The organism is Candidatus Saccharibacteria bacterium (assembly GCA_016700015.1).
Classification (GTDB): domain Bacteria; phylum Patescibacteriota; class Saccharimonadia; order Saccharimonadales; family Saccharimonadaceae; genus Saccharimonas.
In genome coordinates this window covers 613,601-638,503 of sequence record CP064995.1, presented here as the reverse complement: position 1 = coordinate 638,503, position 24,903 = coordinate 613,601, and the positions used below count along the sequence as shown (strand labels likewise).

Sequence of the window (24,903 nt, the reverse complement as noted above, 5' to 3'; positions counted from 1 at the left end):
TGACAGTTCTTGCTTGGCCTAATATAATTAACCTCTGTAATAAAAGTAATAAAGCAACGTGCACAGATATCCTGTATAGGTGTGCACGCGAAGGGAGAAGGATATCATGGCTATTGAAGTCGATATCAAGGCTTTGCTCGAAGCCGGTGTGCATTTTGGCCACAAAACGAGCCGGTGGCACCCGAAGATGGCGCCATACATTCATAGCAAACGCCAGGACAGTCACATCATTGACCTGACAAAAACGGTTGAAGGCCTCGATAAGGCGCTTCCATTCCTGACGGCTGTCGTCGCAAGCGGCAAGCAGGTACTGTTTGTTGGCACTAAGAAGCAGGCGAAAGATGCGGTGAAAGCAGCTGCTGAAAAAGCTGGCCAGCCCTACGTCACGGAGCGCTGGATTGGTGGCATGCTCACAAATGTCGCAACGGTTAATGCGCAGATTAAAAAGCTCAAAGATCTTGAGCGACGGATGGCGAGCGGCGACCTAGAAAAGCGCTACAACAAGCTTGAGGTGCAGCGTTTCCAAGAAGAGATCGACCAGCTAAACGTAAAATATGGCGGCATTAAAGAGCTAAATGGTAAGCCAGGGGCGCTGATCGTGCTCGACACACTGGTTGACGACAACGCGGTGGCCGAAGCTCGTACACTTAGTATCCCTGTGGTGGCAGTCGTCGATACCAATGCCGACCCAAGCAAAATTGACTACGTGATCCCCGGTAACGACGACGCGATTAAAGGGCTCCAACTGATGCTTGACTACTTTGTTGCTGCGGTGGCCGAAGGCGTCGCAAAGAAAGAGGCGTAGCGATGGCAGTAACAATTGAAGATATAAAGAAGCTTAAGGAACTGACTGGTGTCGGGTTAACTGATGCCAAACAGGCGTTGGTTGCAGCAAACGGTGATTTTGACAAAGCGCTCGAAGAAATGCGAAAAAAAGGCCTCACCAAAGCCGAGAAAAAAGGCGACCGCGAAGCTCGCGCTGGATTGATTGAAAGTTACGTACACAGTGGCCGTATTGGCGTAGTGGTCGAGGTCAACTGTGAAACCGATTTTGTAGCCCGTGTCAATGAGTTTAAGCAGCTTGCACACGAAATTGCCATGCAGATTGCTGCCATGAGCCCACGGTATGTCAGCGAAGCCGATATCCCTGCTGAAGAATATGATGCCAAGAAAAAAGAATTGTTCGAAAGTGATAGTCTCAAGGGTAAGCCAGCTGAAATGGCCGAAAAAATCGTTGAAGGCCAGCTAAAGAAGCATTTTGCCGAGCAGGTATTGCTGGCTCAAGCGTTTATCCTGGACGACAGCATGACCGTCGAAGAGCGCATCAAGCAACAGATCGCCAAAAGCGGCGAAAATATCGTTGTACGACAGTTTAAGCGTATTGAACTTGGTGTCACTGAGTAAAATCCTGTTGTACAAACTGGTTGTGGTTTGCTACACTAGCACGAGATGAAAAAGCTAAGGCAAATGACACCTAACTAAACAACCCGCAGGTCGGGTTGTTTTTTTATGCCAAAGAGAGGGGGGATATGTTACACGCACAGTGGCCAAGAGAAACGCTAGAAGCTGAAGTTGACGCGAAAGGAGGCTGGGTAAATGCTCATATGCATATTGATCGAGCATATACGGTGTCGCCGCACAACTGGCACCTGACCAATGCCTCACTGCAAGAAAAATGGGACTACGTAGACGCGATGAAACGTGACGCGACGGTCGCAGAAATTGAAGCGCGTATGCATCAGGCGGTTGAATTGCAGCTGGCGCAGGGCGCACAGGCGCTCTGCTCATTTATTGATTGTGACAGTGTGGTCGAGGACAGGGCAATAACTGCGGCCGCCAAAATCCGTGATGAATATAAAGACACTATTACGATTACGTATGCCAGCCAGCCGCTTAAGGGCATTATTCGACCAGATGAATACGCGTGGTTCCGGCGCGCGGCCGAATTTGTCGACATTATCGGTGGCTTGCCAGAGCGTGACGAACGGGATTTTGGTAAAGGTGAAGTGCATGTGGATCGGCTGATTGAACTAGCCCTCGAACACGACAAATCACTCCACATTCATGCGGATCAAATGAATGACCCCGCGCAGCGCGATACCGAGATGATTCTACGAAAAGCGCGTAGTGCTGGGCTTAAGGGCAGAGTGGCGCTGGTTCACTGTTTGTCGGTTGCCGCGCAGCCGGCAGAATACCGCCAGATGATTTACGAGATGATGCGCGAAGATGACATATCGGTTATTGCGTGTCCATCGGCATGGATTGACAGTCGCCGCAACGAGACCATGGCGCCGACACATAACGCAACAACTCCAGTTGATGAACTCGTCTTGGCTGGCGTGAATGTGGCGCTTGGCAGCGATAACATACAGGATATCTACAAACCGTTCAGTACTGGCGATATGTCGCGCGAGCTGTGGATGATGATCGAATCTGGCCATCTTTATGGCAGGGAAGAGTTTGGCATGGACACACTCGCGGCGATTGCAAGTGTCAATGGACTTAAGGCACTTTTTATGGCTAGTGACCGAACCGTGCCGGTGTTGGCTCGCTAGCGAGGCAGTAATCCACTATAATTGACTATATGAGCGAAAGTGGACGTAAATTCGAAATGTTCCCAGGACGCGATCCTGAGCGCCGGTTTGGCGCTGGCGAACGGGAGCCGACGGTTGATTTACGGTCAGAATACGAGGTGTTCACCGATCATGAACGGGTTGATAACGCGCGCGACAACGATGATGCACTTGCTAGGCTACGCGATACACTGAGCGAAGACAGTGATGGCATTATTCATCTTGTTATTCCTGAATATAACTACGATTTCTCTACCAACCCGTTTGTTGGTATGGGGCCGGCGACTCGCCGGACGTATGCGATTTCGCGCTACTTGGATGTGGTGTTTTTGCATCGTTTTATGTATCAGGATATTCTTGTTTGCGGTGTACGATCGCGTGACTTTGTGGATGAGCCAGAGCGGGCGGCATGGGTGAGGCATATTTCACAAACGGGGGGCATCCGGCTTGACGAGAGCGATACGAGCTATGACATCCTTGCGCTAAAATTCGCACCCTATGTGGCATCGGACACGACCGCGGCATGGATGCTCCTTTACCACAAGCAAGAGCCGCATTCGACGCAACGGCCACACTACCCGCTTGATGTGTGGATGATTTATGACGCAAACGCCTATAAAGAGATAGAAGGGGTGGGTGATTTTCGGCGTGCCTATACGCTGCGCGAAGGCTATGACCGCCGAGCGAGTTTAATCGGGATTGCGCAAATAAATTAGGTTCTTATTTGCTATACTATAGGGAGTAATTATGAGGAAACTATGTTTGATACAGACGAATATGAATTGAAGATGGAAGGTGCGCTAGAGCACTTTGACGGTGAGCTGAAGAAAATTCGCACCGGACGCGCGCATCCGAGTATGCTTGATGGAATTAAGGTGGAGGCGTATGGTACCGATATGCCGCTTAACCAAGTGGCCAACGTCACGGCTCCCGAAGCTCAACTGCTGCAGATTACCCCATTTGATCCCGCGAATATCCAAAAAATCGCTGCTGCGATACGCAACGACCAGGGTTTGGGACTAAACCCAAGCGACGATGGGCGAGTTGTTCGTGTACCGGTGCCGGCACTAACAGAGGAGCGGCGCAGGACCCTAGTGAAGCAAGCCAGCGAAAAAACTGAAGAAGCCAGGATTGCACTACGAAATGTTCGTCAGGATGGGCTGAAGGATGCGAAGCACAAAAAAGAGAATAAAGAGCTGTCGGAAGATGATGTAAAATTGGTTGAAAAAGAATTTGATCGTTTGATGAGTTTCTACCAAGCGAAAATTGAGGAAAGTTTTAAGGCTAAAGAGAAAGAAATCCTTACGCTCTAATGGCGAATGTTCCAACGCATATTGGCTATATTGTCGACGGCAACCGTCGCTGGGCGTCCGCTCGTGGCGAACCTGCCTACAAGGGGCATATCGCTGGCTACAAAGCCCTAAAAGAAGTCATACAACAGACAATTGATGCTGGGGTGCGCTATACCAGCCTTTATGTGTTTAGTACCGAAAACTGGAAGCGTAGTAGCGAAGAAGTTGATAAGCTCATGGGCCTGCTCCTTACTGGCCTGGGGCAAGATCTACACATTTTCACCGAGAATAACATCCGCATACGATTTTTGGGAAGCAAGAAAGGTTTGAGCAAAGCTGTTGTTGCAGCTATGAGCAAAGCCGAAGCGGAAACATGCAGTTTCACTGGGGCTGAGGTTCTGCTCTGCCTAAATTATGGTGGTCAGCAAGAAATAGTCGAGGCGGTGAAGCGGATTGTTGATAAGGCTATTGCGAGCGATGCAATCGACGAAGCAATGATTGCATCAGAGCTCTATGCGCCCGATGTTCCACCGTGTGATCTTATTGTCCGCACAAGTGGTGAGCAGCGACTCAGCAATTTTATGCTTTGGCGCAGTGCCTATAGTGAGCTGCTATTTGTCGACAAAAACTGGCCTGAGATGACAAAGCAAGACGTAACCGATATACTAGAAGAATATAACAATCGCGCACGGCGCTTTGGAGGCTAAATGGATATTGTTTTTGGTATTGTGCTTGGTGTAATTGTACTAACGCTACTCGTGGTGGCTCACGAGCTTGGTCATGGTTTAATTGCTCGTCAACATGGTGTGATTGTCGAAGAATTTGGGATTGGTTTTCCACCGCGCGCCTGGGGCAAGAAACTAGCACATAGCATTCTCGGTAAGAATGTTACATATAGCGTGAACTGGTTACCGCTTGGGGGATTTGTGAAGCTGCAAGGCGAGCATGATGCCGCATCTAGGCCTGGTGATTACGGGGCGGCGTCTTTTTGGCATAAAACGCAAATCCTACTAGCCGGTGTCGCGATGAACTGGTTGGTTGCCGCAGTGCTTCTTTCTATTTTGGCGGCAGTCGGTATGCCTAATATTGTGAAGAACCAGTTTTATCTACCTAACGATGCGCAAATACTCAATCAGCCAGTAGAGCTCGTAGCTGTAACAAAAGATATGCCAGCTGATAGAGCAGGTCTACGCCAGGGTGATAAAATCCTTCGTTTTGCGGGCTCACCGCTTGAAACGGCCGATGATCTCGCGCGCCTTGCTAAAGCCAATAAGGGCCAATCGGTCGAAGTGATTTATTCACGACATAGCGTTGAAGCCAGTACAAAAGTGAATTTACGATCGGACAATGGTGACAAAAAAGGCTATTTGGGCGCTAGCCCGTCTCAAATGGCAGTCATAAAATCAAGTTGGTCGGCGCCAATCGTAGGTGTAGGGCTAACGGCACAAATGTCCTGGATAACCATTCAGGGTCTTGGGGATGTGATTGCAAATACTGTCCATGGCCTTGTTCTAAAACTAAGTCCGAATCAAACCGATCAACAGACCGCAAATACTAAGCTGGCAACGGTTGGCGATAGTGTTGCTGGACCAATCGGTATATTTGGCGTCATATTCCCTGCGGCCGAAAAAGCTGGTCTTACTCATGTCGTCATGTTGGCGGCGATCATCTCGCTAACGCTTGCCGTGATGAATATTTTGCCGATTCCAGCGCTCGATGGCGGACGCTGGTTTGTTACTGCGCTGTTTCGAGTGATGAAGAAACCGCTCCGTAAAGAGCTTGAAGAGAAGATACATGGCACAGGCTTTATGGTGCTAATGGCACTTGTACTGCTGGTTACGATTGCCGACATAGGTAAGTTTCGATAGGAGCGTTTGATGGTGGGGCGATGGCTGCAGCGTCGAAAATTGTGGTGGGTCCTCTGGCCGCTGCTAGTGGTTGGTGCTGTGTTTGGGGCTCGGTACATAGCGCTAGCCGTCGTTCAGCTGGTGCATTTTGTAAACCCTTTATTTACTGGTAACACAATTGTTGGTGAACAATGGTTTCGGGTTGCGGCGCTCATTGCTGCGGTAGGAATGGCGATGGGTGTATCTCTGATTGTTGCGGGCCAGAAGCTAAGCCGCAAGCTGATGGGTATTCATCGATTACCAAATTGGCAGGATATTGGCCTTGGGGTTGCGGGGTTTGTCATCTATGCAGCTGTTGCGACAATACTTCTTGCCGTACTTAAGTCGCTGTCGCTTGTTGATATTGATCAGCTTCAGACCATCGGTAGTACTGGTGTCTATGGCATGGATAGAATGATGGTATTTGTTGCGCTTACGATTGTAGTGCCATTTGTCGAGGAGTTGCTCTTTCGTGGCTATTTATACGGGAGGTTACGTGGGGCTCATGCGCCGCTCTGGCTGTCGGCGAGCATTACCAGTCTGACGTTTGGCGTGCTGCATGGGCAATGGAATGTCGGTATAGATGTGTTTTGTCTTAGTATGGTGGCGTGCTATTTAAGGGAGCAGACTGGCACTGTGTGGCCAGGAGTAATTATGCATATGATTAAAAATATGATAGCATTTTACATCGCATTTTCGGTGACGTGACCACACAGCTGGTCAACTGAATAAAGAAATTATACAATAGGCTACATTATGAAATTGTCACAAAATTTTACGAAGACATCGAAAACCGCGCCAGGAGACGAGGTTGCACATAATGCACAGTTGCTTATACGTGCCGGCTATATTCACAAAATGATGGCTGGGGTTTACGCCTACATGCCACTTGGCTTGAAGGTGATTGAGAATATAAAACAGATTGTTCGCGAAGAAATGAATGTGGTTGGGGGGCAAGAAGTGATGATGACAGCACTGCAGCCACGTGAACTATGGGAGCGAACGGATAGGTGGGATGATAACAAAGTCGACAACTGGTTTAAGACAACACTTAAAAATGGTACTGAACTGGGTGTTGGCTTGTCGCACGAAGAACCAATAGTCGATGCACTGCGTCGCTACGCAAGTTCGTATAAGGACTTTCCACTGAGCGTTTACCAGATACAAACCAAGTTTCGTAATGAACTGCGGGCCAAGAGTGGGCTGTTACGCGGCCGTGAGTTTATCATGAAAGATATGTATAGCTTTGCTCGTACCGAGGAGGAGCATTTGGCGATCTACGAAAAGGTAGCGGCAGCTTACTTGAAGGTATACGAACGGCTCGGTATTGGTGCCGACACGTATCGTTGCGCGGCCGACGGTGGATATTTTACTGATAAGTTCAGCGATGAGTTTCAGACTCTTACGGATGTCGGTGAGGACACGATATATGTCGATGAAGATAAGCGCATTGCTGTTAATAAAGAAGTATTAAACGATGAAACACTCAATAAGTTGGGGCTAGACCGGAACAGTTTGGTCGAAAAGCGTGCTGTCGAAGTAGGTAATATATTTCCACTTGAAAGCAAGTATAGCGATGCACTTGACCTTTATTATACCGACGAAACAGGCCAGCAACATTCGGTGATAATGGGCTGCTACGGCATCGGTATTAGTAGGGTCATGGGTGTAATTGTTGAAAAGTTTGCCGACGAAAAGGGGATTGTATGGCCAGAATCAATTGCGCCGGCAAAAGTGTATCTTGTGCAGATAGGTGAGGACGCTCGACCAGCCGCCGACGCGTTGTACGATGAGTTCATGCGGAAAGGTATTGAGGTAATATATGATGACCGAGATGAGCGACCGGGAACAAAATTTGCCGATGCTGAACTGATAGGTATACCATACCGCGTGACGGTCAGTGAACGTCTGGTGGAGCAGCAAAAATTCGAATTCACCCCAAGAAAAACGGGGGAAACCGAGCTATTGACACACGATGAATTGCTTGCTAAACTGAACTAACTTGTAAGCGTCTTGGAGGGAAATAACACTAGTCACCTAGACTTGGTCCTTCTCGGGACGGGCTATAAGGAGATATTGAGGAAATAATGAAAAAAGCATACCAGATTACAGAAGCCGGTCGCAAAGAGCTTGAGATAGAGCTCGCCGATCTTAAGGGTCGTCGTGGTGATATTGCAGAAAAAATTGCTGAAGCACGTGATTATGGTGATTTAACCGAAAACGCTGAATATGACAGTGCTCGTGAAGAACAGGGACTTGTTGAGACGCGTATTGCAGAGATTGAAGATATTTTAATGAACGCAGAAGAAATTAAGAGCCGAAAAAGCAGCAAGGTACAACTGGGAAGCACAGTTGAACTAAAGACTGGCGCAAAGAAGTTCAACTATACATTGGTTGGGCCAGTCGAGGCGGATCCGCTGAGCGGCAAAATTAGCAATGAATCGCCTATCGGGATTGCATTGATTGGCAAAGTAGTTGGCGATAAGGCGACGATTACGACACCTAAAGGTAACACGACCTACACAATAGTTTCGATAGCCTAATTTGTACATAGATTTACAATACCCCATATATAGTGGGGTATTGTTTATTTTACATAAGCATCACACTAGAAACGACACGAAAAGCGATGTACTATGAGAGTAAGTACTTTGGAGGGTGCTGAAATATATCAACAAACTGCGATGCTTTGGTGGGCAATCGTACGTTTTTTATGTAGGGGGAAACTATGACCGAACGCCAACCGCGCACAATGCAAAGATCAGAGGTGCTAGTAGTAGAGGAAGAAAAGAAAGATTTTGATCCTCGAACGCTCGGCGCGTTTGGATTTCTCACGGGTCAAGTTGATTACAGTGATAGAACATACGATGAAATCATGAGAACTGATGAAAATCTCGATGATATGCGCAGAGTCCGCGTCAAGCGGGGACGAAGCTCATCAAAAAGCACACTCTATGTCTCTGAATTACTCATCGGTAGTAAGTATAGTGACCATGAGTTCTTTAATGAGCTAATTGATACTGTAAAAGGCTTGCCTAAGGAGCACAAGCCCGACGAGGTGGTTATAGCGGGCTTGTTTATGGGAGATTTTGGTGGTCGCAAAAAAAATTCAAGGTGGATGCTAAAACCCGGCTTACGTACCCTCGAGGATCAGTTTCGTGCAGGTAAGGAAAAACTTAATCAACTGCAAGAGCTTGGTGTGCCGATTGTGTACACCCGCAGCGACAACGACACTGATATTATTGAGGAAATGACGTATGAAGGCTTCCGTCAGCTCGAGAAATTAGGTAAACAGCACACTAAAGATAATAAAGACGATGATGACGTTCTAAGACAGTGGTCGACTCGAGAAAAATTCAAAGCGAACCCAAATTGGCCCGAGTACTACCGGTTCACAAAATACGTTGCGTTCCCGTACTGTATAAGGACGGGACACATGTTGCGGACCGCTGAACAGATCGTTCAAGATACGAATGGCGAATATGACGAGCCAGAGCGTGAGATTCTTTTTGATGCATATAAAAGAGTATCGAGTGGGCAGAGACTTTTGGCGAAGCACATAGCCGTGCTTGATAGGGGGGCGCTAAAAGACGATAACAAACTTACGATAGTTGGTGATTTTGAGCATGAAGTGACGACTCGTGGGAAAAAATATACGGACCTCGTTCGACATAAGTTCCAGACTTCCGCTGGAACTTTATCTAACTATCTTGCGAAGCCAAAGCAAATACAAGGGACACTAGCTGCTGAGGGTATTGCAACGCATGACAATGTCATCATCACCGGTCAGCAGGAAGATATGGGTGTCATCCAACGTGGTAATAAAGGCATTCACTCCATTGGCGGACTACAGAGCCCAAAAAAGGCACTTCGTGAAGACGGTGATATCTTTACCTCACCCTCAAACACGGTTGCACGTACAATTTTAGGCCGCGGTAGGTTCCACGAACCGAGCGCCAAGTCGATTGAACGTACAGATGACGGCAGGCATCTCATTACATTTTATGAGCGGGGTTTGATGGAAGTAAGCGAAAGCCTTGAAGAAAGAGTGTGTTTTTACGAGATTTGTGACGAACAAATAGGTAGCTTGAGTGCTCGTATTGACTACTTGCTCAAACACCTAGATAGAATGTCTAACCTTCTCAAAGTACAAAAAGTTGTTCTCAATTTCGGTGGCGATAGGCTGCATGGCCGTAACTACAGTGACTTTCCAAGGGAAAGCGGGCGAACTGGTTTGATGGGAATGGACCAACAAGACGACTTATCGCTAAACATCCTTTATACTTGGCTCGACTCCCTTTCTAAGCAGCAATTCGATAATTTAACCGTCAACGTGACCACAGGTAACCACGAATGGAACAGTGGAACAACTAAGTGGCACGGGTATTCATTTGCTTCACCAGTGTACTACGCGTTTGTGAGTGGTTATATGAATGTTGGGTACAGTCGCGAGGAAGCAGAAGCCCGGGTGAATTTCCACGACACAATCATAACCGACAGTGGAGAACCGTTTAAGACTTTTTCAACAATCATGCACATTGGTGCTGTTGGAATTGAGCTAAGGCATTTCTTCGGTAAGGGTGGTGGCCTTGGTGGGCAACCTCCGGTAATGGCGGCAGTAAAAAACACAGTGGCGCTTGGTGACTTGAAGAAGGACATTCATATCACGGCATCTGGACATTACCACCACCCAACCTATATGGTAAGCAATGGAAAGATTAACTTCTCGGGTGGATCACTTGCTGGTATTACAGGCTTTGAATACGATTTCGGACTAGTACCCGTCATATCGACATCGGGTGTCAATATGGGAGGCAAACTTCCTCCAGTACTTGAAGTCGCTACCGAAGAAACACTTATCAAGCATAAAATCAAAGACGGTCCGTTTAGTGATCGTGAAATTGCTGAAAAATTTGGGCTACGTACTGATCCAGGCTTTGATCCATATCGACATGGTCTATATACTGGTCCAGAAGCGCCACACAACGCCACACAAAAATTTGCACTTTTACTCGGTAATCGCGCTGCATACTCTGCAGCTCGCACGGGTTATCTAGCTAATCCAAATCGGCATAGATAGATAAGCCGTATTGTTTAATATTGGTTTTCGACAGATTGAACCATCTGCTATACTGATAATCAGTTATGGCAACAATGAAAGAACTGCGCGACGAGCGCCTGAGAAAATTGGATGAGCTAAAGAAGTTAGGTGTGAATGCATATCCGGCAGAAGCGGAGCGTACGCATAACATTGCCAATGTAGTTGCAAATTTCAATGAACTTGAGGGACAGACGGTCAAAGTTGTCGGTCGGCTGATGGGCACACGTAAATTTGGTAAGTTGGCCTTTCTCGTACTCCGCGATATGAGCGGGCAAATGCAGCTGTTTCTAAAAGCCGATACCGTAGAGCAGCTTGATGCTAGTCGGTCGCAGCTTGGTATGGGTGAACTTAATCTGCTTGACCCGGGTGATTTTGTGGAGGCTGAGGGGCCGGTGATCAAAACGCAGACGGGTGAGGTGAGTGTGGACGTGCGCAAGTTGCGATTGCTCACCAAGTCGCTCCGGCCGATGCCGACCGAACAAGAAGGCTTTACCGACAAAGAGCAGCGTTTGCGCCGCCGCTATGTCGATATGAATGTCAACCGCGATGTGCGCGAACGATTTGTGCGTCGCAGCAAATTTTGGCAGGCAACACGCAAGTTTCTTGATGACCACGGGTTTTACGAGGTCAATATACCAGTGCTTGAGCATACAACTGGTGGCGCTGACGCTAACCCATTTGTGACGCATATGGATGCCCTTGACCAAGACTTTTACCTGCGTATTAGCCACGAACTTCCACTGAAGCGATTGCTCGGGGCGGGGTTTGAGAAAGTATACGACGTGGGCCCGCGATTCCGCAACGAAAACTATACTGACGAACACCTGCCAGAGCACGTCGCCATGGAATGGTATTGGGCCTATGCTAACTGGCAGGATGGTATGAAGTTCATGGAAGAAATGTACCGGTTCGTGCTTCAGGAAACGTTTGGTACGCTGCAGTTTACCGTACAGGGTAAGCAAGTACACATGGGCAAAGAGTGGGAAGTATGGGACTACGCGACGGTTATTCGTGACCACTACGGGATTGATGTATACAGTACCAGCATCGAAGAGGTGAGTGCAAAATTAGCTGAAAACAAGCTCGAGGTTGAAAAGACCGATAGTATTCCGCGCGGGATCGACAAGCTGTGGAAGCATATTCGCAAAGACGTCGTCGGGCCGGTATGGTTGGTGAATACGCCGAAGTTTATCAGCCCGCTAGCTAAAAGTAGTGTCGATAATCCTGACGTCGTGCAGCGCTTCCAGGCGGTGATCGTCGGTAGCGAGCTATGTAATGGCTTTTCTGAGCTTAATGACCCGATTGACCAATACAACCGCTTCGTCGAGCAGCAGCAGATGCGCGAAAACGGGGATGACGAGGCGATGATGCTCGACATTGATTATGTAGAGATGCTGGAATACGGTATGCCGCCAGCCTGTGGCTTAGGTTACAGCGAGCGAGTGTTCTGGATGTTTGAGGGGGTAACAGCTCGTGAAGGTGTACCATTTCCGCAGCTCAGGCACGAGTACGATGATGTGACAAAAAACACCTACCCAAACGCGAAGTTGCCATAAGCGGCGGCATTTATGGGCATGGAATGTGCAGGTAGTATATATTTACTCTGCCGCGATATTTTCACTATTCTCAGCGATTTCCCCGAGCAGGATGTCGACTTCGTCTGATACGATGTCTTGAAGGTCAGGCACGTTTGCTACAAGCCATTGTTGCAATTGGTCGTCGCTTGCTTCTTGGAGATGAGCGAGTTCTTCGGCTTGCTCTGGAGTAAGCTCTTCAACAATTTCGTTAATGACGCGTTCGTGGAGCGTATTTTCGAAGTGTTCGGAAAGCGCTTGGTAATCTGTCTCGCTTAGCTCAATGCCAAGGTCGGCTAAAAATGCAGGATCAAGTAATGCCATGGTTATTCATTCCTTTCAGTAGGATTTATGTTGTTGTAGATTGCGGCATCTTCCTCATTGATGCGGTGCCGCAGGTCTTCGGAGCCGCTTGCATGGCGGGCTGATACCCTATCGGCCGCGCTAGCCTGGTAGGCTTGTTCGCGGGCGGCGCGTGTTTGCCGCTCGATACTTCGAGTGAGTCGGGATGCCTCGGCCACAAGCCTTGCTTGTTCTTGCTTCAGCTGCTCCTTACGTACCGCATAGCGCTCCCATGTTTGTTTAGCCCGGGCCAATTTGTCCTCGAGTGTTGTTCGACGCGGGTCATCACCGTCTATATGGCCGAGCTCAGCCTGAAGTTCCTCAACCATCTCGTGGGTGCGCGTGCTATGATGTTCGGCCTGTTCAAGACTGCGCGAAGCCTTTTCGAGGGCAGATTTGTTGTGTTCGGCAAGCTCAATAGTTTCGGTGAGTTGGCGGTCAATCTTGGCTTTTTTGGCTCGTTCGCGTCTGGCCTGCTGCTCGACCTGCCTTGATTCACGGCCTACAGTTTCGCGTGCGCATACAAGGCGTCCAACGCGTTTTTGGAATGCAGCGCGTCGCTGCGCATAGTCTTCCATTGACTCATCAGGCCTTTTCTCCAGCCCAAGGCGCTTATTGACTTCTGCGTGATTAAGACCTTCACGCCGTAGGTCGCGGCGCATTTTGCGAAGCTCTTTGCGACCCTCGGCAACAGACTTGATTGTTTTGTAGGCTTCAATTTTCTTCTCCATCAATTCCTTGTTTCGTTTAGCGTAGTCTTTGGCCGCCTCAACTCGCCCTTCCATCTTGCCGGTATGGGAATTGTATCTGCTATATCGTTCATTGCGCTTACTTCCTGCTCGTGAGGCAGCGTTTTTATAGTGGTTGTTCATAAATTTGAAGCGGCTAGTACCAACTTTGGCAAGTTTACGTTGGTACTTATCTTCAGCTGCTTCGTAGCGCCGTCGCAAGTAGTTGTTTTTGGGGGTGCTTAGCATATTTGCCATATCGGCTTTAGCGGCTTTAAAACCATTCAGTGTTTCTGTTGTTGTTTCGTGAACAAGCCTTCGTACGCGAAATGATTTGCCCAATATTTCGGCATCAGTGAAGCGATTGGCTTCGTCGTGGAGCTCGGCTTCGGTTTTTAATTCCGGTAGATCATCAGATGTGGTTTCTACCGTTTCGGCAGCTGGCTGCTCGGGTGGTGGGGTTATTTCTGGTGCGACGGTACTGGTGGGGGCTCTTTCTGACATAGGCTTCCTTTCTGGTGTTATTGTTGTATGCGCTAGCTGCGGTCTTCATCAAGATGGGGTCGATAGCCACTACGCGCTGCCTGGTTCCTGGCGATCTGGACGGCTGTTGCAGTAATCAGCTTTTCGTCTTGATCGTCGAGGATTGAAGCACGGTGTTTTGCCTCCGCGGCGCGTACACCTTGCCGCATCAGGTCGTGGCGCTTTTCCTGGATTCGCAATCGACGCAGGGAATGGTCGTGGATGATTGATTGGATGCGACGCTCACTCAGCCGTTTAACAGCGGCAGAGTAGTGTTCACTTCGGGTTAGCGAGGCGGCCGCAGCCTCTTTGAGCCTTGATGCGCGAAGCGTGTTATCGGCAGTATAGGTTGCTTCACGCTTGGTAGCTTTCTTCTCGGCTCGGCTTGAGAGTCGCTTCCACGCCCAGCGGGTGAGCCACGTGCTGCGGTCTCGTCGCTGGCGGCGGGCGTTAGCACGATTACGCGCTTTGCTGGCTCGGCTTGCGAGTCGTTCATTACGCCCGAGTGTACGGTCATTTTTATTTTCGGCTCGTCTGACGTCACGCAAGTTCTTTTCGACGACGTTGGTTTTGGTTTTATCAAGGCTACGGCGATGTTTGGTAAGCAGTAGCTCGCGGCCCTCAAAAAGAAGGTCTTGTTCAAGCTGAGTTTGACGCGCGGCTTCGGCCTGCTGTTGGGCTTCTTGCTGCTGTTGCTGCTGGGCTGCCTGCATGCGCTCTTGTTCTACAACCTTAAATTCAGCAAAACGGTCACCATAGATGACGCTCAGAAGAGCTTCGAGGTTGCGAACTTCATGAGCCATATTGAGCGTGACGCCCGCTTTTTGATTGAGTCGTGCTACCGATTCGAGATGTGTCGCTACAGTGAGTACGGCGTCCTTGGGGTTGGGAAACGCCGTAATGATTTCTTGCGCCATCGTCGCGCTTGGATCGGTGCGGGGTGCATAGGGCACTTGGTTACGTTGGTTGGTGTTCCGTCGCTGATGAGCGATGAGCGCCAGTGTGTTGAGCATATCCATACCGGGGCCTTCTGGACTGATATAGCGGTTACCGGCATGTGGGCCGTTATCATGCGCCTGCTTGATGGTGGCAACAACAGAGGTAAGGTTCAATTCCATGTCATCGAACTCTTGGCGGGCAAGGTGAGAAAACGATTCGCTTCCGGGTTCGCTGCAGCCAGCAAGTGGTGTGGGCTTTGCCAGCACGCGCACGTCAAGCGGATCGGGTGGCGGGGTATTACCACTCGTGTTGGCGCCACTAGGCACCTGATTGTGCTGAGATCGTTTGTTTTGGCCGGCAGGCATGTTTGTTGTATCTCTTGTTGAACACCTATAGCATACCATAACCACCATAGCTAGTACAAGTGATGGATTTTCGGTATGATAAGAGTAAATAGGAGGAGATGTGATTGAAGTTCGAGCGGTAACCAAAACATACGGTAAAAAGAAAAATACCTTTACGGCACTCGATGATGTATCGTTTACGATTCCCGATGGCGCAAGCGTGGCGATAATTGGCAAATCGGGGAGTGGCAAAAGTACACTTATGCATGTCATGAGTGGGCTCGACCATGCCGATGAGGGTAAAATTCTTATTGGTGACGACAATATACTAGAGTTTAAGCAGAAACAGGCCGACAAATTTCGTAGCGAGACCATGGCCTTTATTTTTCAGAGCTTTTTTGTGCAGGGGAATGAGAGTTGTTATAACAACGTGAGTTTGCCGCTCGAAATCGCTAGGGTACCGTATCGGCGCCGCAAGGCAAAGGTCGAGAAAGCACTTGAAGCTGTGGGGTTGATTGAAAAAAAGAACTCTCGTGCTCGTGATTTATCGGGTGGCCAAAAACAGCGCCTAGCGATTGCCAGGGCGATCGTCAATGACCCGAAAATTTTGTTTGCCGACGAACCAACCGGCAACCTCGATAGCGTGACTGGAGCATCAGTCGAGAAACTGCTGTTTAGTTACAACAAACAAAATAACACCACGCTGATTGTGGTGACGCATGATATCGATCTCGCGAAACGCTGCGATATGCAGGTGTATATAAAAGATGGCAAGGTGATACGTGTGCTAGGAGATAAGTCATGAAACGTGTTGATATTATGAAACGAGCAGGCCGTAATTTGCGCCAGGCAAAGGGTCGCACTATACTGACAAGTCTGGCGATTGCGGTTGGGGCATTTACCCTCACTATGGCACTTGCTGCTGGCCAAGGCACGCGAAACTATGCCGATAACCTACTGAAAAATAATATTGACCCTCAAGCGATGTTTGTGGTGAAGGACAAGTCACTATTTGGCGAAGGCGGTACCGTTGGCCTGCGCGAATACGATCCTGATATTGGGATGAGTAGCGGACGACCAGGGGCCACGCTCAAGCAAATGAATGACCAAGACGTCGCTTACCTGAAATCGCGAAGTGATCTTGAGCAAATTGTGCCGATCTATACACTGAGCCCTAAATGGATTGGTTTTGAAGGGAAAGACAAGAAATACATCGGTGCGATTGATTACTATGACGCCACGATTCTGAGCGATACAAAAGCGGGCTCATTGCCTGCACTCGGTCAACAAATCGCCGACAATGAAATCGTTGTACCGCAAAAATATGCCGAAACACTCGGCATTGATAGTGAAAAGTTGCTCGGTAAGCAGGTAGTGGTAACATTTGCCCAGCAAGCGGTCAATGTCAGCGAGGCCCAGATACAAGCAGCATTTGCACAAGGTGGTACCGACGCTGTACAGCGGTTGGTGAAGCCGAAAGAAGTGGACTTTACCTACACCGTTCGTGCGGTGACCAAAACCAGCACAATGTCCCTCGGTGCTACTCCTAAACTGTTTGTATCTGCCAATAGCGCAAAGCAAATCAATGATTTTCAAACCGAAGGCACTAGCGGAGCCGGTAAGTACATGGGCGTATCGATGCTTGTCAAAAAGGGTAGTAACCCTGAGGTGATAAAGGCAGAGTTAGAAAAAAAGCAGTACTATTCGCAGACCGCTAAAGATGCGCAGGGGCTGCTATTTACGATTGTGAATACACTTCAGGGTATTGTGACTGGCTTCGGGCTGCTTGCACTATTTGCGAGTGTGTTTGGTATTATCAACACGCAGTACATTAGCGTGCTTGAGCGAACAAGCCAGATTGGGCTCATGAAAGCACTCGGTATGCCACGGCGAGCTATTGCCAAACTATTCCGCTATGAAGCGGCTTGGATAGGGTTCTTGGGTGGAGCCTTGGGGGCGCTGGTGGCGTATAGCGTAGGTACACTCGCTAACCCTGCCATTAGTAAGTGGCTTGATATTGGGGACAACCGCATACTTGAATTTGTGTGGTGGCAAATTCTCCTACTGATGCTTGCACTCATACTGATAGCTGTGGTTGCTGGCTGGTTCCCGGCTCGCAAAGCAGCTCGGCTTGATCCGATCGAAGCGCTGCGCACCGAGTAGTTAGTGTGTGAAGTGTTGGCGTGCCAGTGATAAATCGCGAGCGACTTTGGGGTCAAGAGAGTGACTCTGTAGTTCTTTGAGGGCAGCAGGCTGTGTAATGATTCGTATGGCTGTGCCCTCAACTGGTCGGCTGTGTTGCTCAAGGTAAGCTAAAAAGCGTTTATGATATGACAGAAGATTATCGCGTCCAGGCCGGAAACGAGTGATAATATCGGCCGGTAATTCCTTTGTACTAATAGTAAGGATAGTTTGGCTCGGGTTGTGAGTGGGTTTGAGGTGAGCCTCCAGCCCAGTGGGAGTGCCGTGCGCGGCAAGATGGTTCATATACAGTGGGGTACTCGCAAAGTCAAGGTCACTAGGGCGTGGCCAGGACTGTTGTATCAGCGGGTCATTGGTATCTAGCTCGACACCGTATATACACAAGGCTGCACTACCTACCAGCATAGTTTGGGATGGGTCAAGACCAAGATATTCAGCGCTCCGTAGCACGCGTTCTGCGGTAGGTGTGTCGGCGGGGACAAGGGGGGTACTGTGCGAGCGACGCGAGCCAGAAAAGATCATGTATTTATGATAGCATAATTTTTATGAAAAGTCAAACTGTTCCCTAGAGGTGGAGTGCGCTATACTTGAGGTATGTTAGACATTCGCTTCATCAGGGAAAATCCCGACCGCGTGCAAGAAGCCGCGGCGCAAAAAGGTTACCAGGTAAATATCCAGGAGCTTTTGCGTGCTGATGAATCGCGTCGCGAACTCATGACCAAAGCCGATGAACTGCGCGCTAGACGCAATGAAATCGCTGGGCAAATGAAGGGCGGCAAGCCGGCGCAAGAAATTGTGGATGAAGGGAAGCAAGTTAAAGCCAAGCTAGCCGAAGTTGAAGATCACCTACGGGTTGCTGATGAGACGTACCAAAATCAGTTATGGGCAGTTCCTAATATAACACTCAGTGATGTTCCGCTGGGTGGCGAGGAAGACTCTGTTGAAATAAAAAAAGTGGGTGAGCAAAAAACAGGGGCGAAAGATCACCTTGATTTCGCACTGGCACGTGATTGGGTTGATTTTGAAAGGGGGGCTAAAGTTGCAGGCGCTAAGTTCTACTTCGTAAAGGGAGACCTAGCTTTGCTAGAGAATGCGGTGACACAATTTGCCCTGCAAAAGATTGTCTCGCACGGCTTTACATTTATGAGTGTTCCTCACATGGTCAATCAGCGCACGATGATGGGAACGGGTTTTGCGCCACGCACTAGTGACCAGTCGGATGAGTACTGTATAGAAGGAGAAGATTTATCACTAATTGCGACAGCAGAAATTTCGCTCACTGGCTATCATGCCGACGAAGTGATTGAAGAGGCCGCACTACCGCTGCTGTATGCGGGGTACAGTCCATGCTATCGAAAAGAAGCCGGTGCTGCAGGTAAGCATACGCGTGGCCTCTTCCGCGTGCATCAGTTTAATAAATTGGAAATGTATGTCTATACGACGCCAGAACAAAGCGTTGCTATGCACGAGAATATTCTAGCGATTGAGGAAGAAATATGGCAGGAACTCGGTGTTCCTTACCATGTTATCAATATCGCCGCAGGTGATCTTGGAGCTCCCGCAGCGAAAAAATATGATATTGAATATTGGTCGCCAGTCGATGGTAAATATCGAGAACTCACGAGCTGTAGTAACTGTACTGATTTTCAAGCACGAAATCTTAATATTCGCGTAAAGCGATCAAACGGTACGACGGAAATTCTGCATACACTCAACGGCACCGCCGTTAGCCTTGCGAGAACGCTGGTGGCAATTATAGAGAATTACCAGAGAGATGATGGAACATTGGCTGTTCCGGATGCACTACGACAATTCATGGGGGGGCGTGAGGTAATTTAGGTGAAGCGGGCAGTACGCCGGGTAACACGCCTTGGCTATAAACGACTTGCTAAGCCTGTGCTTTTTCGTCAACACCCTGACGGGGTGCATCACCGCCTGATTCGTGCGGCAAAAGTGGTACAAAAACTACCGCTTGCACGTACTCTACCACGGCTATGGGTGCACACATCGCCTGCCTTGAAGCAAGAAGTATGGGGACTTGCTGTGGCCAATCCCGTCGGCCTATCGGCAGGGTTTGATAAGAATATCGATATCGCTACAGTGATACGCAATGTCGGTTTTGGCTTTATGATTGGCGGATCGGTCACCGCCGAGCCATGTGACGGTAACCCAAAACCATGGTTTTATCGGTTGCCGCATACAAAATCGCTTGTTGTCCATGCTGGATTGCCAAACCAGGGTGTACGGCGGATTGCGCGCCGGCTTGAAACCTATCCTCGGCAAGTGTTTGAGAATTTTCCGCTTGGTGTGTCGGTGGCCAAAACGAACTCAAAGGCCAGCGTGAGCGAGCGAGCGGCAATAAAAGATTATTGCACGAGCTTATCGATGCTTGATACACGTAATCTTGGCCAATTTTTTGAAATTAATATATCGTGTCCCAATACGTTTGGTGGCGAGCCGTTCACGACGCCAGAGAAGCTCGATAGATTATTGACCAAAATCGATTTACTAAAGCTTACGCGTCCTGTTGTGGTGAAAATGCCACTTAATTTGAAAGACAGTGACTTTGATGCTCTCCTAGCGGTGATTGTTCGTCATGAGGTGCGGGGGGTGACAATCGCTAATTTACTTCGTGATCGCGAAGGCGTTGATAGTCGTGACGCATTGCCTGCGAGCATAAAAGGTAATCTGAGTGGTGCGCCAACACGCGCTAAAAGCACGGCATTGATTGCGCGCACCTACCGCCAGTATGGTGACAGACTTACAATTATCGGCGTGGGGGGGATATTTAGCGCTGAAGACGCTTACGAGAAAATTCGAGCAGGAGCCACACTGGTGGCGCTCATCACGGGAATGATATTTGAGGGACCGCAACTGGTGGGCGAAATCAATCATGGCTTGGAACAGTTGCTAAAACGCGATGGATATAAAACAATTGCTGACGCAGTAGGCATAGAAGCGCAAAAAGGCGTATACTAGAACCGGTACCGGTTAACAAGAGAAAGGGGTCAGAACATGATCACAAATGTCGAAATAACCGCTGTTGGCAGCTATAGTGCCGATGACTCAACAAAAAAGTACATACGCAAAAAAGTCGGTGCGCTCGACAGGCTTGTACCACGTCACGCACGTAAGTCGATCCATGCCGAGGTGAAAGTGGCCGAAGTCAACCGCGATAAAGGTAACAAGTATGAGGTGGAAGTACTTATTCACGTGCCCGATAAAATCATTACCGCCAAAGACTCGACTATGAACGTGCTCGCTGCGGTCGATATTGTTGAAGCGAAACTTGCCAACCAGCTTCGAAAATACAAAGAAGAGACCGTACCCCATGTTGGTCGCCGCAAACTGCTTGACAGATTTAAGCGCAGCTATGCTCGCGAGCAGTAGCATAAACTCGCCATTTTCTCTTTTATCTCGCTCCTAAACAGCGTATAATAACGAGCAGTATTTCTGATAGTTTCTAAGCGAGGTGTATATATTTATGGTCAGTCGTGACACAGCTCTTACAAAAATCTTTGGAGACCCCCAAAAGCGTATTGTTAAACGCCTACAAAAACGCGTTACCGAAGTTAATGCGCTTGAAGACAAATATAAAAAAATGACCAAAAAGCAGCTGCGTGAGCAGACTGACGTGTTGAAAAAGCGCCTTGCCAAGAAAGGTGTGACACTCGACAGCATACTGCCTGATGCCTTTGCGGTAGTGCGGGAGATGGCTGACCGTGTGATTGGCGAGCGGCACTATGATGTGCAATTGATCGGTAGCATGGTACTTCATGAAGGTAATGTTGCCGAGCTCAAGACCGGTGAAGGTAAAACTCTCATGTCGACACTCGCTGCGTACCTGAATGCTCTAGATGGCAAAGGCGTGCATATTGTGACAGTGAATGATTACCTTGCTCAGCGCGATGCCGGGTGGATGGGGGCTATTTATGAAGCGCTCGGTATTTCGACGGGTGTTATTATTAACGAAGCTTCATTTGTTTATGACGGCAGCTACGACAATGATCACCATACTGACGCTCGTATGCGCAAGCTACGTCCTGTGACTCGTAAAGAAGCCTATATGGCTGATATTACCTATGGTACTAACAATGAGTTTGGCTTTGATTATTTGCGCGATAATATGGTGAACGAAGTTGATCTTGTTCGTCAGCGGGAACTGAACTTTGCTATTGTTGACGAAGTTGACTCGATCTTGATAGATGAAGCTCGGACGCCACTTATCATCAGTGCGCCAGCGGCCGAGAACCCCGATGCCTACTATCAGTTCGCAAAAGTGGCCGCTAAGCTTGTGCCAGAAGACTATGTACTCGACGAAAAGCGTCGTAGTGTTGCACTGAGCGATGTGGGTGTCGAAAAAGTTCAAAAAATGCTTGGTATAAAAAATTTATACACCCCGGAATATGTACGCAGTGTGTATCACGTGGACCAAGCTCTCAGGGCTCAAACCCTGTTTCATCGCGACAAAGACTACGTAGTTACAAATAGCGGTGAGGTGATTATTGTTGACGAGCACACCGGACGACTCAAGCAGGGTAACCGCTACAACGAAGGTCTTCACCAAGCAATTGAAGCCAAAGAGGGCGTCCCGGTGTTGCAAGAAAGTATGACACTGGCGACGATTAGTTTTCAGAACTATTTCCGACTCTATAAGAAGCTAAGCGGTATGACAGGGACAGCTTTTACTGAGGCTGAAGAGTTTCAGCAAATATATAGTCTCGATGTCGTCGTGGTTCCATCGAATAAACCAATTGTTCGCGTCGACCACGAAGACCTGATTTATAAAACCGAAAAAGGTAAGTTGCACGCTGTAGCCGAAGCAATCAAGGCCTACCACAAGCAGGGTCGGCCGGTACTGGTGGGGTCGGGCAGTATCGCCAAAAACGAACTTATCGCGGCCTGGCTCGATAAAGAAGGCATCAAGTACGAAATTTTGAATGCCAAAAACAATGAGCGCGAGGCAGCGATTATCGAAAAGGCTGGTCAAAAAGGTGCGATTACTCTTGCGACTAACATTGCTGGTCGCGGTACTGATATCAAGCTTGGGGCTGGCGTGAGAGAACTTGGCGGATTGGTGGTGATAGGAAGTGAGCGCCACGAGAGCCGACGAATCGATAACCAGCTACGTGGACGCGGTGGGCGACAGGGCGATCCGGGGGATACGCAATTCTATGTTAGTACTGAAGATGACCTGATGCGTATCTTTCAGGGTGAACGAATTGCCGGACTCATGAATCGGCTCGGTGTTGACGAAGATACGGCTATTCAAAATAAAGCAGTCAGTAAGACGCTTGAAGCTGCTCAAAAACGGGTCGAAGGCTACAACTTTGACACTCGTAAAAACGTGGTTCAGTACGACAATGTGATAAACCGCCACCGTAAAGTGGTGTATACTATGCGCCGCAAAATTCTCGATGGAGACAACATTCAGCCAGAAATTCAACGACTCCTTAAGCAAAAAATCGCGGAACTTACCGTCGTACCAGCAAAGAACAATCCAAAATTTGCCGATGAATTTAGCGCAGTGATTCCAGTTAAAGACAATGTTCTAAAAGAAATCGGTGTCGAGAAGAAAGATAAGGCTCGGCGAGAAGCTGCGCTAGCCGCAGCAGAAGAGCTTTACGCGCAAAAAGAGCAAGAACTTGGTGAAGAGCTGATTCGTGGTGTTGAGCGTGAGGTCTACTTACAGATACTTGATACACTGTGGATGCAGCATCTCGAGAATATGCAACATTTGCGTGAAGGTATCCACTGGCGCAGTGTTGGTCAGCGCGACCCACTTGTCGAATACCGCAGCGAATCCCAAAAACTGTTCGATAGTCTGCAGCAGACCCTTCGTGACGAGGTGCTACGAGCGATTTATCACGTCCACAAGTCAGATGCTATTACTCGCGAGGCGGTCGATGATGAACACGATACCGAGCTTACAAAACTTGCTGAGAATTCTGTTGAGCGCGGCGTCAATGAAATTACAGGCGGCGAGTTAAATCGCGACGAAGACTTCGATGGTGTTAAAAAGAGCAAATCAACAACTGAGCTAAACCATCAGCGCAACATAGCCCGCAAAAAGAAGAAGGCGCAGCGCCAAAATCGCAAGAAGAAACATTAGATGAAACACACCACCACTGAGATTAGATTAAAAAACGGCTCACAGGGTCTCTTGATTGATATCCCCGGCGCGACAGTGATGAGTTTTCAGTTTCAGTTCCGTGCTGGTAATCGGTATGCCAAAGCCAAGGATATTTATGAAACACCGCACTTGATGGAGCATATGGCTTTTGGGGCTAACTCTCAGTATCGCAGCGAGCATGCCTACGAAGCAGAATTTACAAAAAACGGCGCCTACCACAACGCCTACACAAGCGATTTGTCGATGGTTTATGTGGCCGATTGCGCTGATTTTGAGTGGGATCGTATCCTCGAATTACAACGACTCGCGATTTGTGAACCACGATTTAATCAGACCGAACTTGAAGCCGAGAAGGGAAATGTTAAAAGTGAGCTGACAGGGTATTTGAACAATCACAACCGAGTACTCTGGCCAAAAATCCAACAGCTGCTTGGTGAGGATGTCTACACCTTTTGGCAGCGGCTACAAACCATTGGCACTGTTCAGCTGAAAGATGTGCGGGAACACCATAGGCGTACCCACACCAGTGACAATATGCGTTTCGTGATCGCCGGCAAACTACATGGGCGTAAAGCGCAGATTCAGCGCATGCTTGAGGCATGGGAACTGCCGCGTGGTGAGCGTTTTGAGGTGCCAAAGGATGAGCTCACGAGCGGTAATCCGACGCTTATCCGTCGCAAAGAAGCAAGCAACCTGACCTTTGGTTGGAGTATGACGCTACCACGCGAATTGACCGATGAAGAAGCCGAGGCTATGAGCTGTTTGGATCAGATTTTGACTGGCACAATGCACTCACGAATTTACGGTGCGGCTCGTAAAAAAGGCTTGGCTTACGGCATGTTTAGTGATACTAGTGTCGGCTTTCATGATAGTAGCTGGGATTTTGGTGGTCAAGTGAATCTTGAAACGGCCGAAGGACTATTCGAAATTATTGTTCGCGAAGTGAAAGCGGTGATGGACGGTAAAATCACCACTGAAGAACTTGATGCTGCAAAATCATATGCACTGGGTCGCCATCAGATGGGCGCACAGACTGTATCGCAAATCAGCAACTTCTACAGCGGGCGCTATTTCGGCGATGGTGTTGTTAAAGAGTATGAAAAGGTCCCCGACGCGATTCGTGGTATCACGCTTGATAGAATGCTAGCGACTGCTCGGGAATTTATTGCCCATAACACGTGGGTACTTGCGGGGGTGAGTAGTGGCGAGAAAGAAGAAATTGTTCAGCTAAATGATAAACTAGAAACAGTATTTAACAGGGGGTAGG

Annotated in this window: 23 protein-coding genes; 19 read left to right on the top strand and 4 right to left on the bottom strand. The window is 48.7% G+C overall.

Translation table 11 applies throughout. From position 1 onward, the window contains the following. The first annotated feature begins 106 nt into the window (after positions 1-106). The 12 genes from rpsB to IPM09_03485 all read left to right on the top strand — a co-directional run bounded on the left by rpsB (position 107) and on the right by IPM09_03485 (position 12,408). A complete protein-coding gene (gene rpsB, locus IPM09_03540) occupies positions 107-805 on the top strand; it encodes a 30S ribosomal protein S2 (GenBank protein ID QQS21574.1) in 699 nt (232 codons plus the stop codon). A 2-nt stretch (positions 806-807) separates the two neighbouring features. Further along, a complete protein-coding gene (locus IPM09_03535; protein ID QQS21573.1) occupies positions 808-1,404 on the top strand; it encodes an elongation factor Ts in 597 nt (198 codons plus the stop codon). 125 nt (positions 1,405-1,529) lie between these two features. Further along, positions 1,530-2,555: an amidohydrolase family protein gene (locus tag IPM09_03530; protein QQS21572.1), complete on the top strand. Its 1,026-nt coding sequence runs from the start codon at positions 1,530-1,532 to the stop codon at positions 2,553-2,555. Positions 2,556-2,584: 29 nt separating this feature from the next. Next, positions 2,585-3,289, top strand: a complete 705-nt coding sequence (locus tag IPM09_03525) for a hypothetical protein (GenBank protein ID QQS21571.1) — start codon at positions 2,585-2,587, stop codon at positions 3,287-3,289. 42 nt (positions 3,290-3,331) lie between these two features. Next, positions 3,332-3,886, top strand: coding sequence for a ribosome recycling factor (frr, locus tag IPM09_03520; protein ID QQS21570.1), 555 nt, complete (start codon positions 3,332-3,334; stop codon positions 3,884-3,886). Further along, positions 3,886-4,572 carry a di-trans,poly-cis-decaprenylcistransferase gene (gene uppS / locus IPM09_03515; GenBank protein QQS21569.1) on the top strand — a complete coding sequence of 229 codons (687 nt, stop codon included), beginning with the start codon at positions 3,886-3,888 and terminating at the stop codon, positions 4,570-4,572. Before frr ends, uppS begins: the two co-directional genes overlap by 1 nt. Beyond that, on the top strand, positions 4,573-5,733 hold the full coding sequence (locus IPM09_03510; GenBank protein ID QQS21568.1) for a site-2 protease family protein: 1,161 nt from the start codon (positions 4,573-4,575) through the stop codon (positions 5,731-5,733). Between the two features lie 9 nt (positions 5,734-5,742). Continuing rightward, complete coding sequence (locus IPM09_03505) at positions 5,743-6,459, top strand: CPBP family intramembrane metalloprotease (protein ID QQS21567.1); 717 nt, start codon at positions 5,743-5,745, stop codon at positions 6,457-6,459. A gap of 48 nt (positions 6,460-6,507) precedes the next feature. Further along, positions 6,508-7,752 (top strand): prolyl-tRNA synthetase, encoded by a 1,245-nt coding sequence (locus IPM09_03500; protein QQS21566.1) that lies wholly within the window; start codon positions 6,508-6,510, stop codon positions 7,750-7,752. Positions 7,753-7,838: 86 nt separating this feature from the next. Then, on the top strand, positions 7,839-8,294 hold the full coding sequence (greA, locus tag IPM09_03495; GenBank protein QQS21565.1) for a transcription elongation factor GreA: 456 nt from the start codon (positions 7,839-7,841) through the stop codon (positions 8,292-8,294). A 185-nt stretch (positions 8,295-8,479) separates the two neighbouring features. Next, positions 8,480-10,831: a hypothetical protein gene (locus tag IPM09_03490; GenBank protein ID QQS21564.1), complete on the top strand. Its 2,352-nt coding sequence runs from the start codon at positions 8,480-8,482 to the stop codon at positions 10,829-10,831. A 65-nt stretch (positions 10,832-10,896) separates the two neighbouring features. Next, entirely contained in the window at positions 10,897-12,408 is a 1,512-nt protein-coding gene (locus tag IPM09_03485; protein QQS21563.1) for a lysine--tRNA ligase, read from the top strand. A 42-nt stretch (positions 12,409-12,450) separates the two neighbouring features. On the opposite strand, the gene IPM09_03480 is transcribed toward IPM09_03485, so the two are convergent. The 3 genes from IPM09_03480 to IPM09_03470 are packed head-to-tail and all read right to left on the bottom strand — an operon-like array spanning position 12,451 to position 15,322. After that, entirely contained in the window at positions 12,451-12,750 is a 300-nt protein-coding gene (locus IPM09_03480) for a hypothetical protein (protein QQS21562.1), read from the bottom strand. Positions 12,751-12,752: 2 nt separating this feature from the next. Next, entirely contained in the window at positions 12,753-14,000 is a 1,248-nt protein-coding gene (locus tag IPM09_03475; protein ID QQS21561.1) for a hypothetical protein, read from the bottom strand. 32 nt (positions 14,001-14,032) lie between these two features. Then, positions 14,033-15,322, bottom strand: coding sequence for a hypothetical protein (locus IPM09_03470; protein ID QQS21560.1), 1,290 nt, complete (start codon positions 15,320-15,322; stop codon positions 14,033-14,035). Between the two features lie 100 nt (positions 15,323-15,422). Between IPM09_03470 and IPM09_03465 the strand changes: the two genes are divergently transcribed. Then, on the top strand, positions 15,423-16,106 hold the full coding sequence (locus tag IPM09_03465; GenBank protein ID QQS21559.1) for an ABC transporter ATP-binding protein: 684 nt from the start codon (positions 15,423-15,425) through the stop codon (positions 16,104-16,106). Beyond that, positions 16,103-17,464, top strand: a complete 1,362-nt coding sequence (locus IPM09_03460) for an ABC transporter permease (protein QQS21558.1) — start codon at positions 16,103-16,105, stop codon at positions 17,462-17,464. Before IPM09_03465 ends, IPM09_03460 begins: the two co-directional genes overlap by 4 nt. Here the strand turns inward: IPM09_03460 and IPM09_03455 are convergent, their stop codons facing one another. Beyond that, positions 17,465-18,025 (bottom strand): hypothetical protein, encoded by a 561-nt coding sequence (locus IPM09_03455; protein QQS21557.1) that lies wholly within the window; start codon positions 18,023-18,025, stop codon positions 17,465-17,467. A gap of 72 nt (positions 18,026-18,097) precedes the next feature. Here IPM09_03455 and serS point away from each other — a divergent pair, with 72 nt between their 5' ends. The 5 genes from serS to IPM09_03430 all read left to right on the top strand — a co-directional run bounded on the left by serS (position 18,098) and on the right by IPM09_03430 (position 24,902). Next, positions 18,098-19,342, top strand: coding sequence for a serine--tRNA ligase (gene serS, locus IPM09_03450; protein ID QQS21556.1), 1,245 nt, complete (start codon positions 18,098-18,100; stop codon positions 19,340-19,342). Then, the gene (locus IPM09_03445; protein QQS21555.1) at positions 19,343-20,482 is read left to right on the top strand and encodes a quinone-dependent dihydroorotate dehydrogenase; all 1,140 of its coding nucleotides are present in this window, start codon (positions 19,343-19,345) and stop codon (positions 20,480-20,482) included. It abuts the gene before it with no gap. Positions 20,483-20,518: 36 nt separating this feature from the next. Beyond that, a complete protein-coding gene (gene raiA, locus IPM09_03440) occupies positions 20,519-20,893 on the top strand; it encodes a ribosome-associated translation inhibitor RaiA (GenBank protein ID QQS21554.1) in 375 nt (124 codons plus the stop codon). 94 nt (positions 20,894-20,987) lie between these two features. After that, positions 20,988-23,615 (top strand): preprotein translocase subunit SecA, encoded by a 2,628-nt coding sequence (secA, locus tag IPM09_03435; GenBank protein QQS21553.1) that lies wholly within the window; start codon positions 20,988-20,990, stop codon positions 23,613-23,615. Next, positions 23,616-24,902 (top strand): insulinase family protein, encoded by a 1,287-nt coding sequence (locus IPM09_03430; GenBank protein ID QQS21552.1) that lies wholly within the window; start codon positions 23,616-23,618, stop codon positions 24,900-24,902. Position 24,903 lies beyond the last annotated feature (1 nt).

Coding starts and splice junctions, on each gene's coding strand:
- rpsB (QQS21574.1), top strand. CDS start 107: ATGGCTATTGAAGTCGATATCAAGGCTTTGCTCGAAGCCGGTGTGCAT.
- IPM09_03535 (QQS21573.1), top strand. CDS start 808: ATGGCAGTAACAATTGAAGATATAAAGAAGCTTAAGGAACTGACTGGT.
- IPM09_03530 (QQS21572.1), top strand. CDS start 1,530: ATGTTACACGCACAGTGGCCAAGAGAAACGCTAGAAGCTGAAGTTGAC.
- IPM09_03525 (QQS21571.1), top strand. CDS start 2,585: ATGAGCGAAAGTGGACGTAAATTCGAAATGTTCCCAGGACGCGATCCT.
- frr (QQS21570.1), top strand. CDS start 3,332: ATGTTTGATACAGACGAATATGAATTGAAGATGGAAGGTGCGCTAGAG.
- uppS (QQS21569.1), top strand. CDS start 3,886: ATGGCGAATGTTCCAACGCATATTGGCTATATTGTCGACGGCAACCGT.
- IPM09_03510 (QQS21568.1), top strand. CDS start 4,573: ATGGATATTGTTTTTGGTATTGTGCTTGGTGTAATTGTACTAACGCTA.
- IPM09_03505 (QQS21567.1), top strand. CDS start 5,743: ATGGTGGGGCGATGGCTGCAGCGTCGAAAATTGTGGTGGGTCCTCTGG.
- IPM09_03500 (QQS21566.1), top strand. CDS start 6,508: ATGAAATTGTCACAAAATTTTACGAAGACATCGAAAACCGCGCCAGGA.
- greA (QQS21565.1), top strand. CDS start 7,839: ATGAAAAAAGCATACCAGATTACAGAAGCCGGTCGCAAAGAGCTTGAG.
- IPM09_03490 (QQS21564.1), top strand. CDS start 8,480: ATGACCGAACGCCAACCGCGCACAATGCAAAGATCAGAGGTGCTAGTA.
- IPM09_03485 (QQS21563.1), top strand. CDS start 10,897: ATGGCAACAATGAAAGAACTGCGCGACGAGCGCCTGAGAAAATTGGAT.
- IPM09_03480 (QQS21562.1), bottom strand. CDS start 12,750: ATGGCATTACTTGATCCTGCATTTTTAGCCGACCTTGGCATTGAGCTA.
- IPM09_03475 (QQS21561.1), bottom strand. CDS start 14,000: ATGTCAGAAAGAGCCCCCACCAGTACCGTCGCACCAGAAATAACCCCA.
- IPM09_03470 (QQS21560.1), bottom strand. CDS start 15,322: ATGCCTGCCGGCCAAAACAAACGATCTCAGCACAATCAGGTGCCTAGT.
- IPM09_03460 (QQS21558.1), top strand. CDS start 16,103: ATGAAACGTGTTGATATTATGAAACGAGCAGGCCGTAATTTGCGCCAG.
- IPM09_03455 (QQS21557.1), bottom strand. CDS start 18,025: ATGATCTTTTCTGGCTCGCGTCGCTCGCACAGTACCCCCCTTGTCCCC.
- serS (QQS21556.1), top strand. CDS start 18,098: ATGTTAGACATTCGCTTCATCAGGGAAAATCCCGACCGCGTGCAAGAA.
- raiA (QQS21554.1), top strand. CDS start 20,519: ATGATCACAAATGTCGAAATAACCGCTGTTGGCAGCTATAGTGCCGAT.
- secA (QQS21553.1), top strand. CDS start 20,988: ATGGTCAGTCGTGACACAGCTCTTACAAAAATCTTTGGAGACCCCCAA.
- IPM09_03430 (QQS21552.1), top strand. CDS start 23,616: ATGAAACACACCACCACTGAGATTAGATTAAAAAACGGCTCACAGGGT.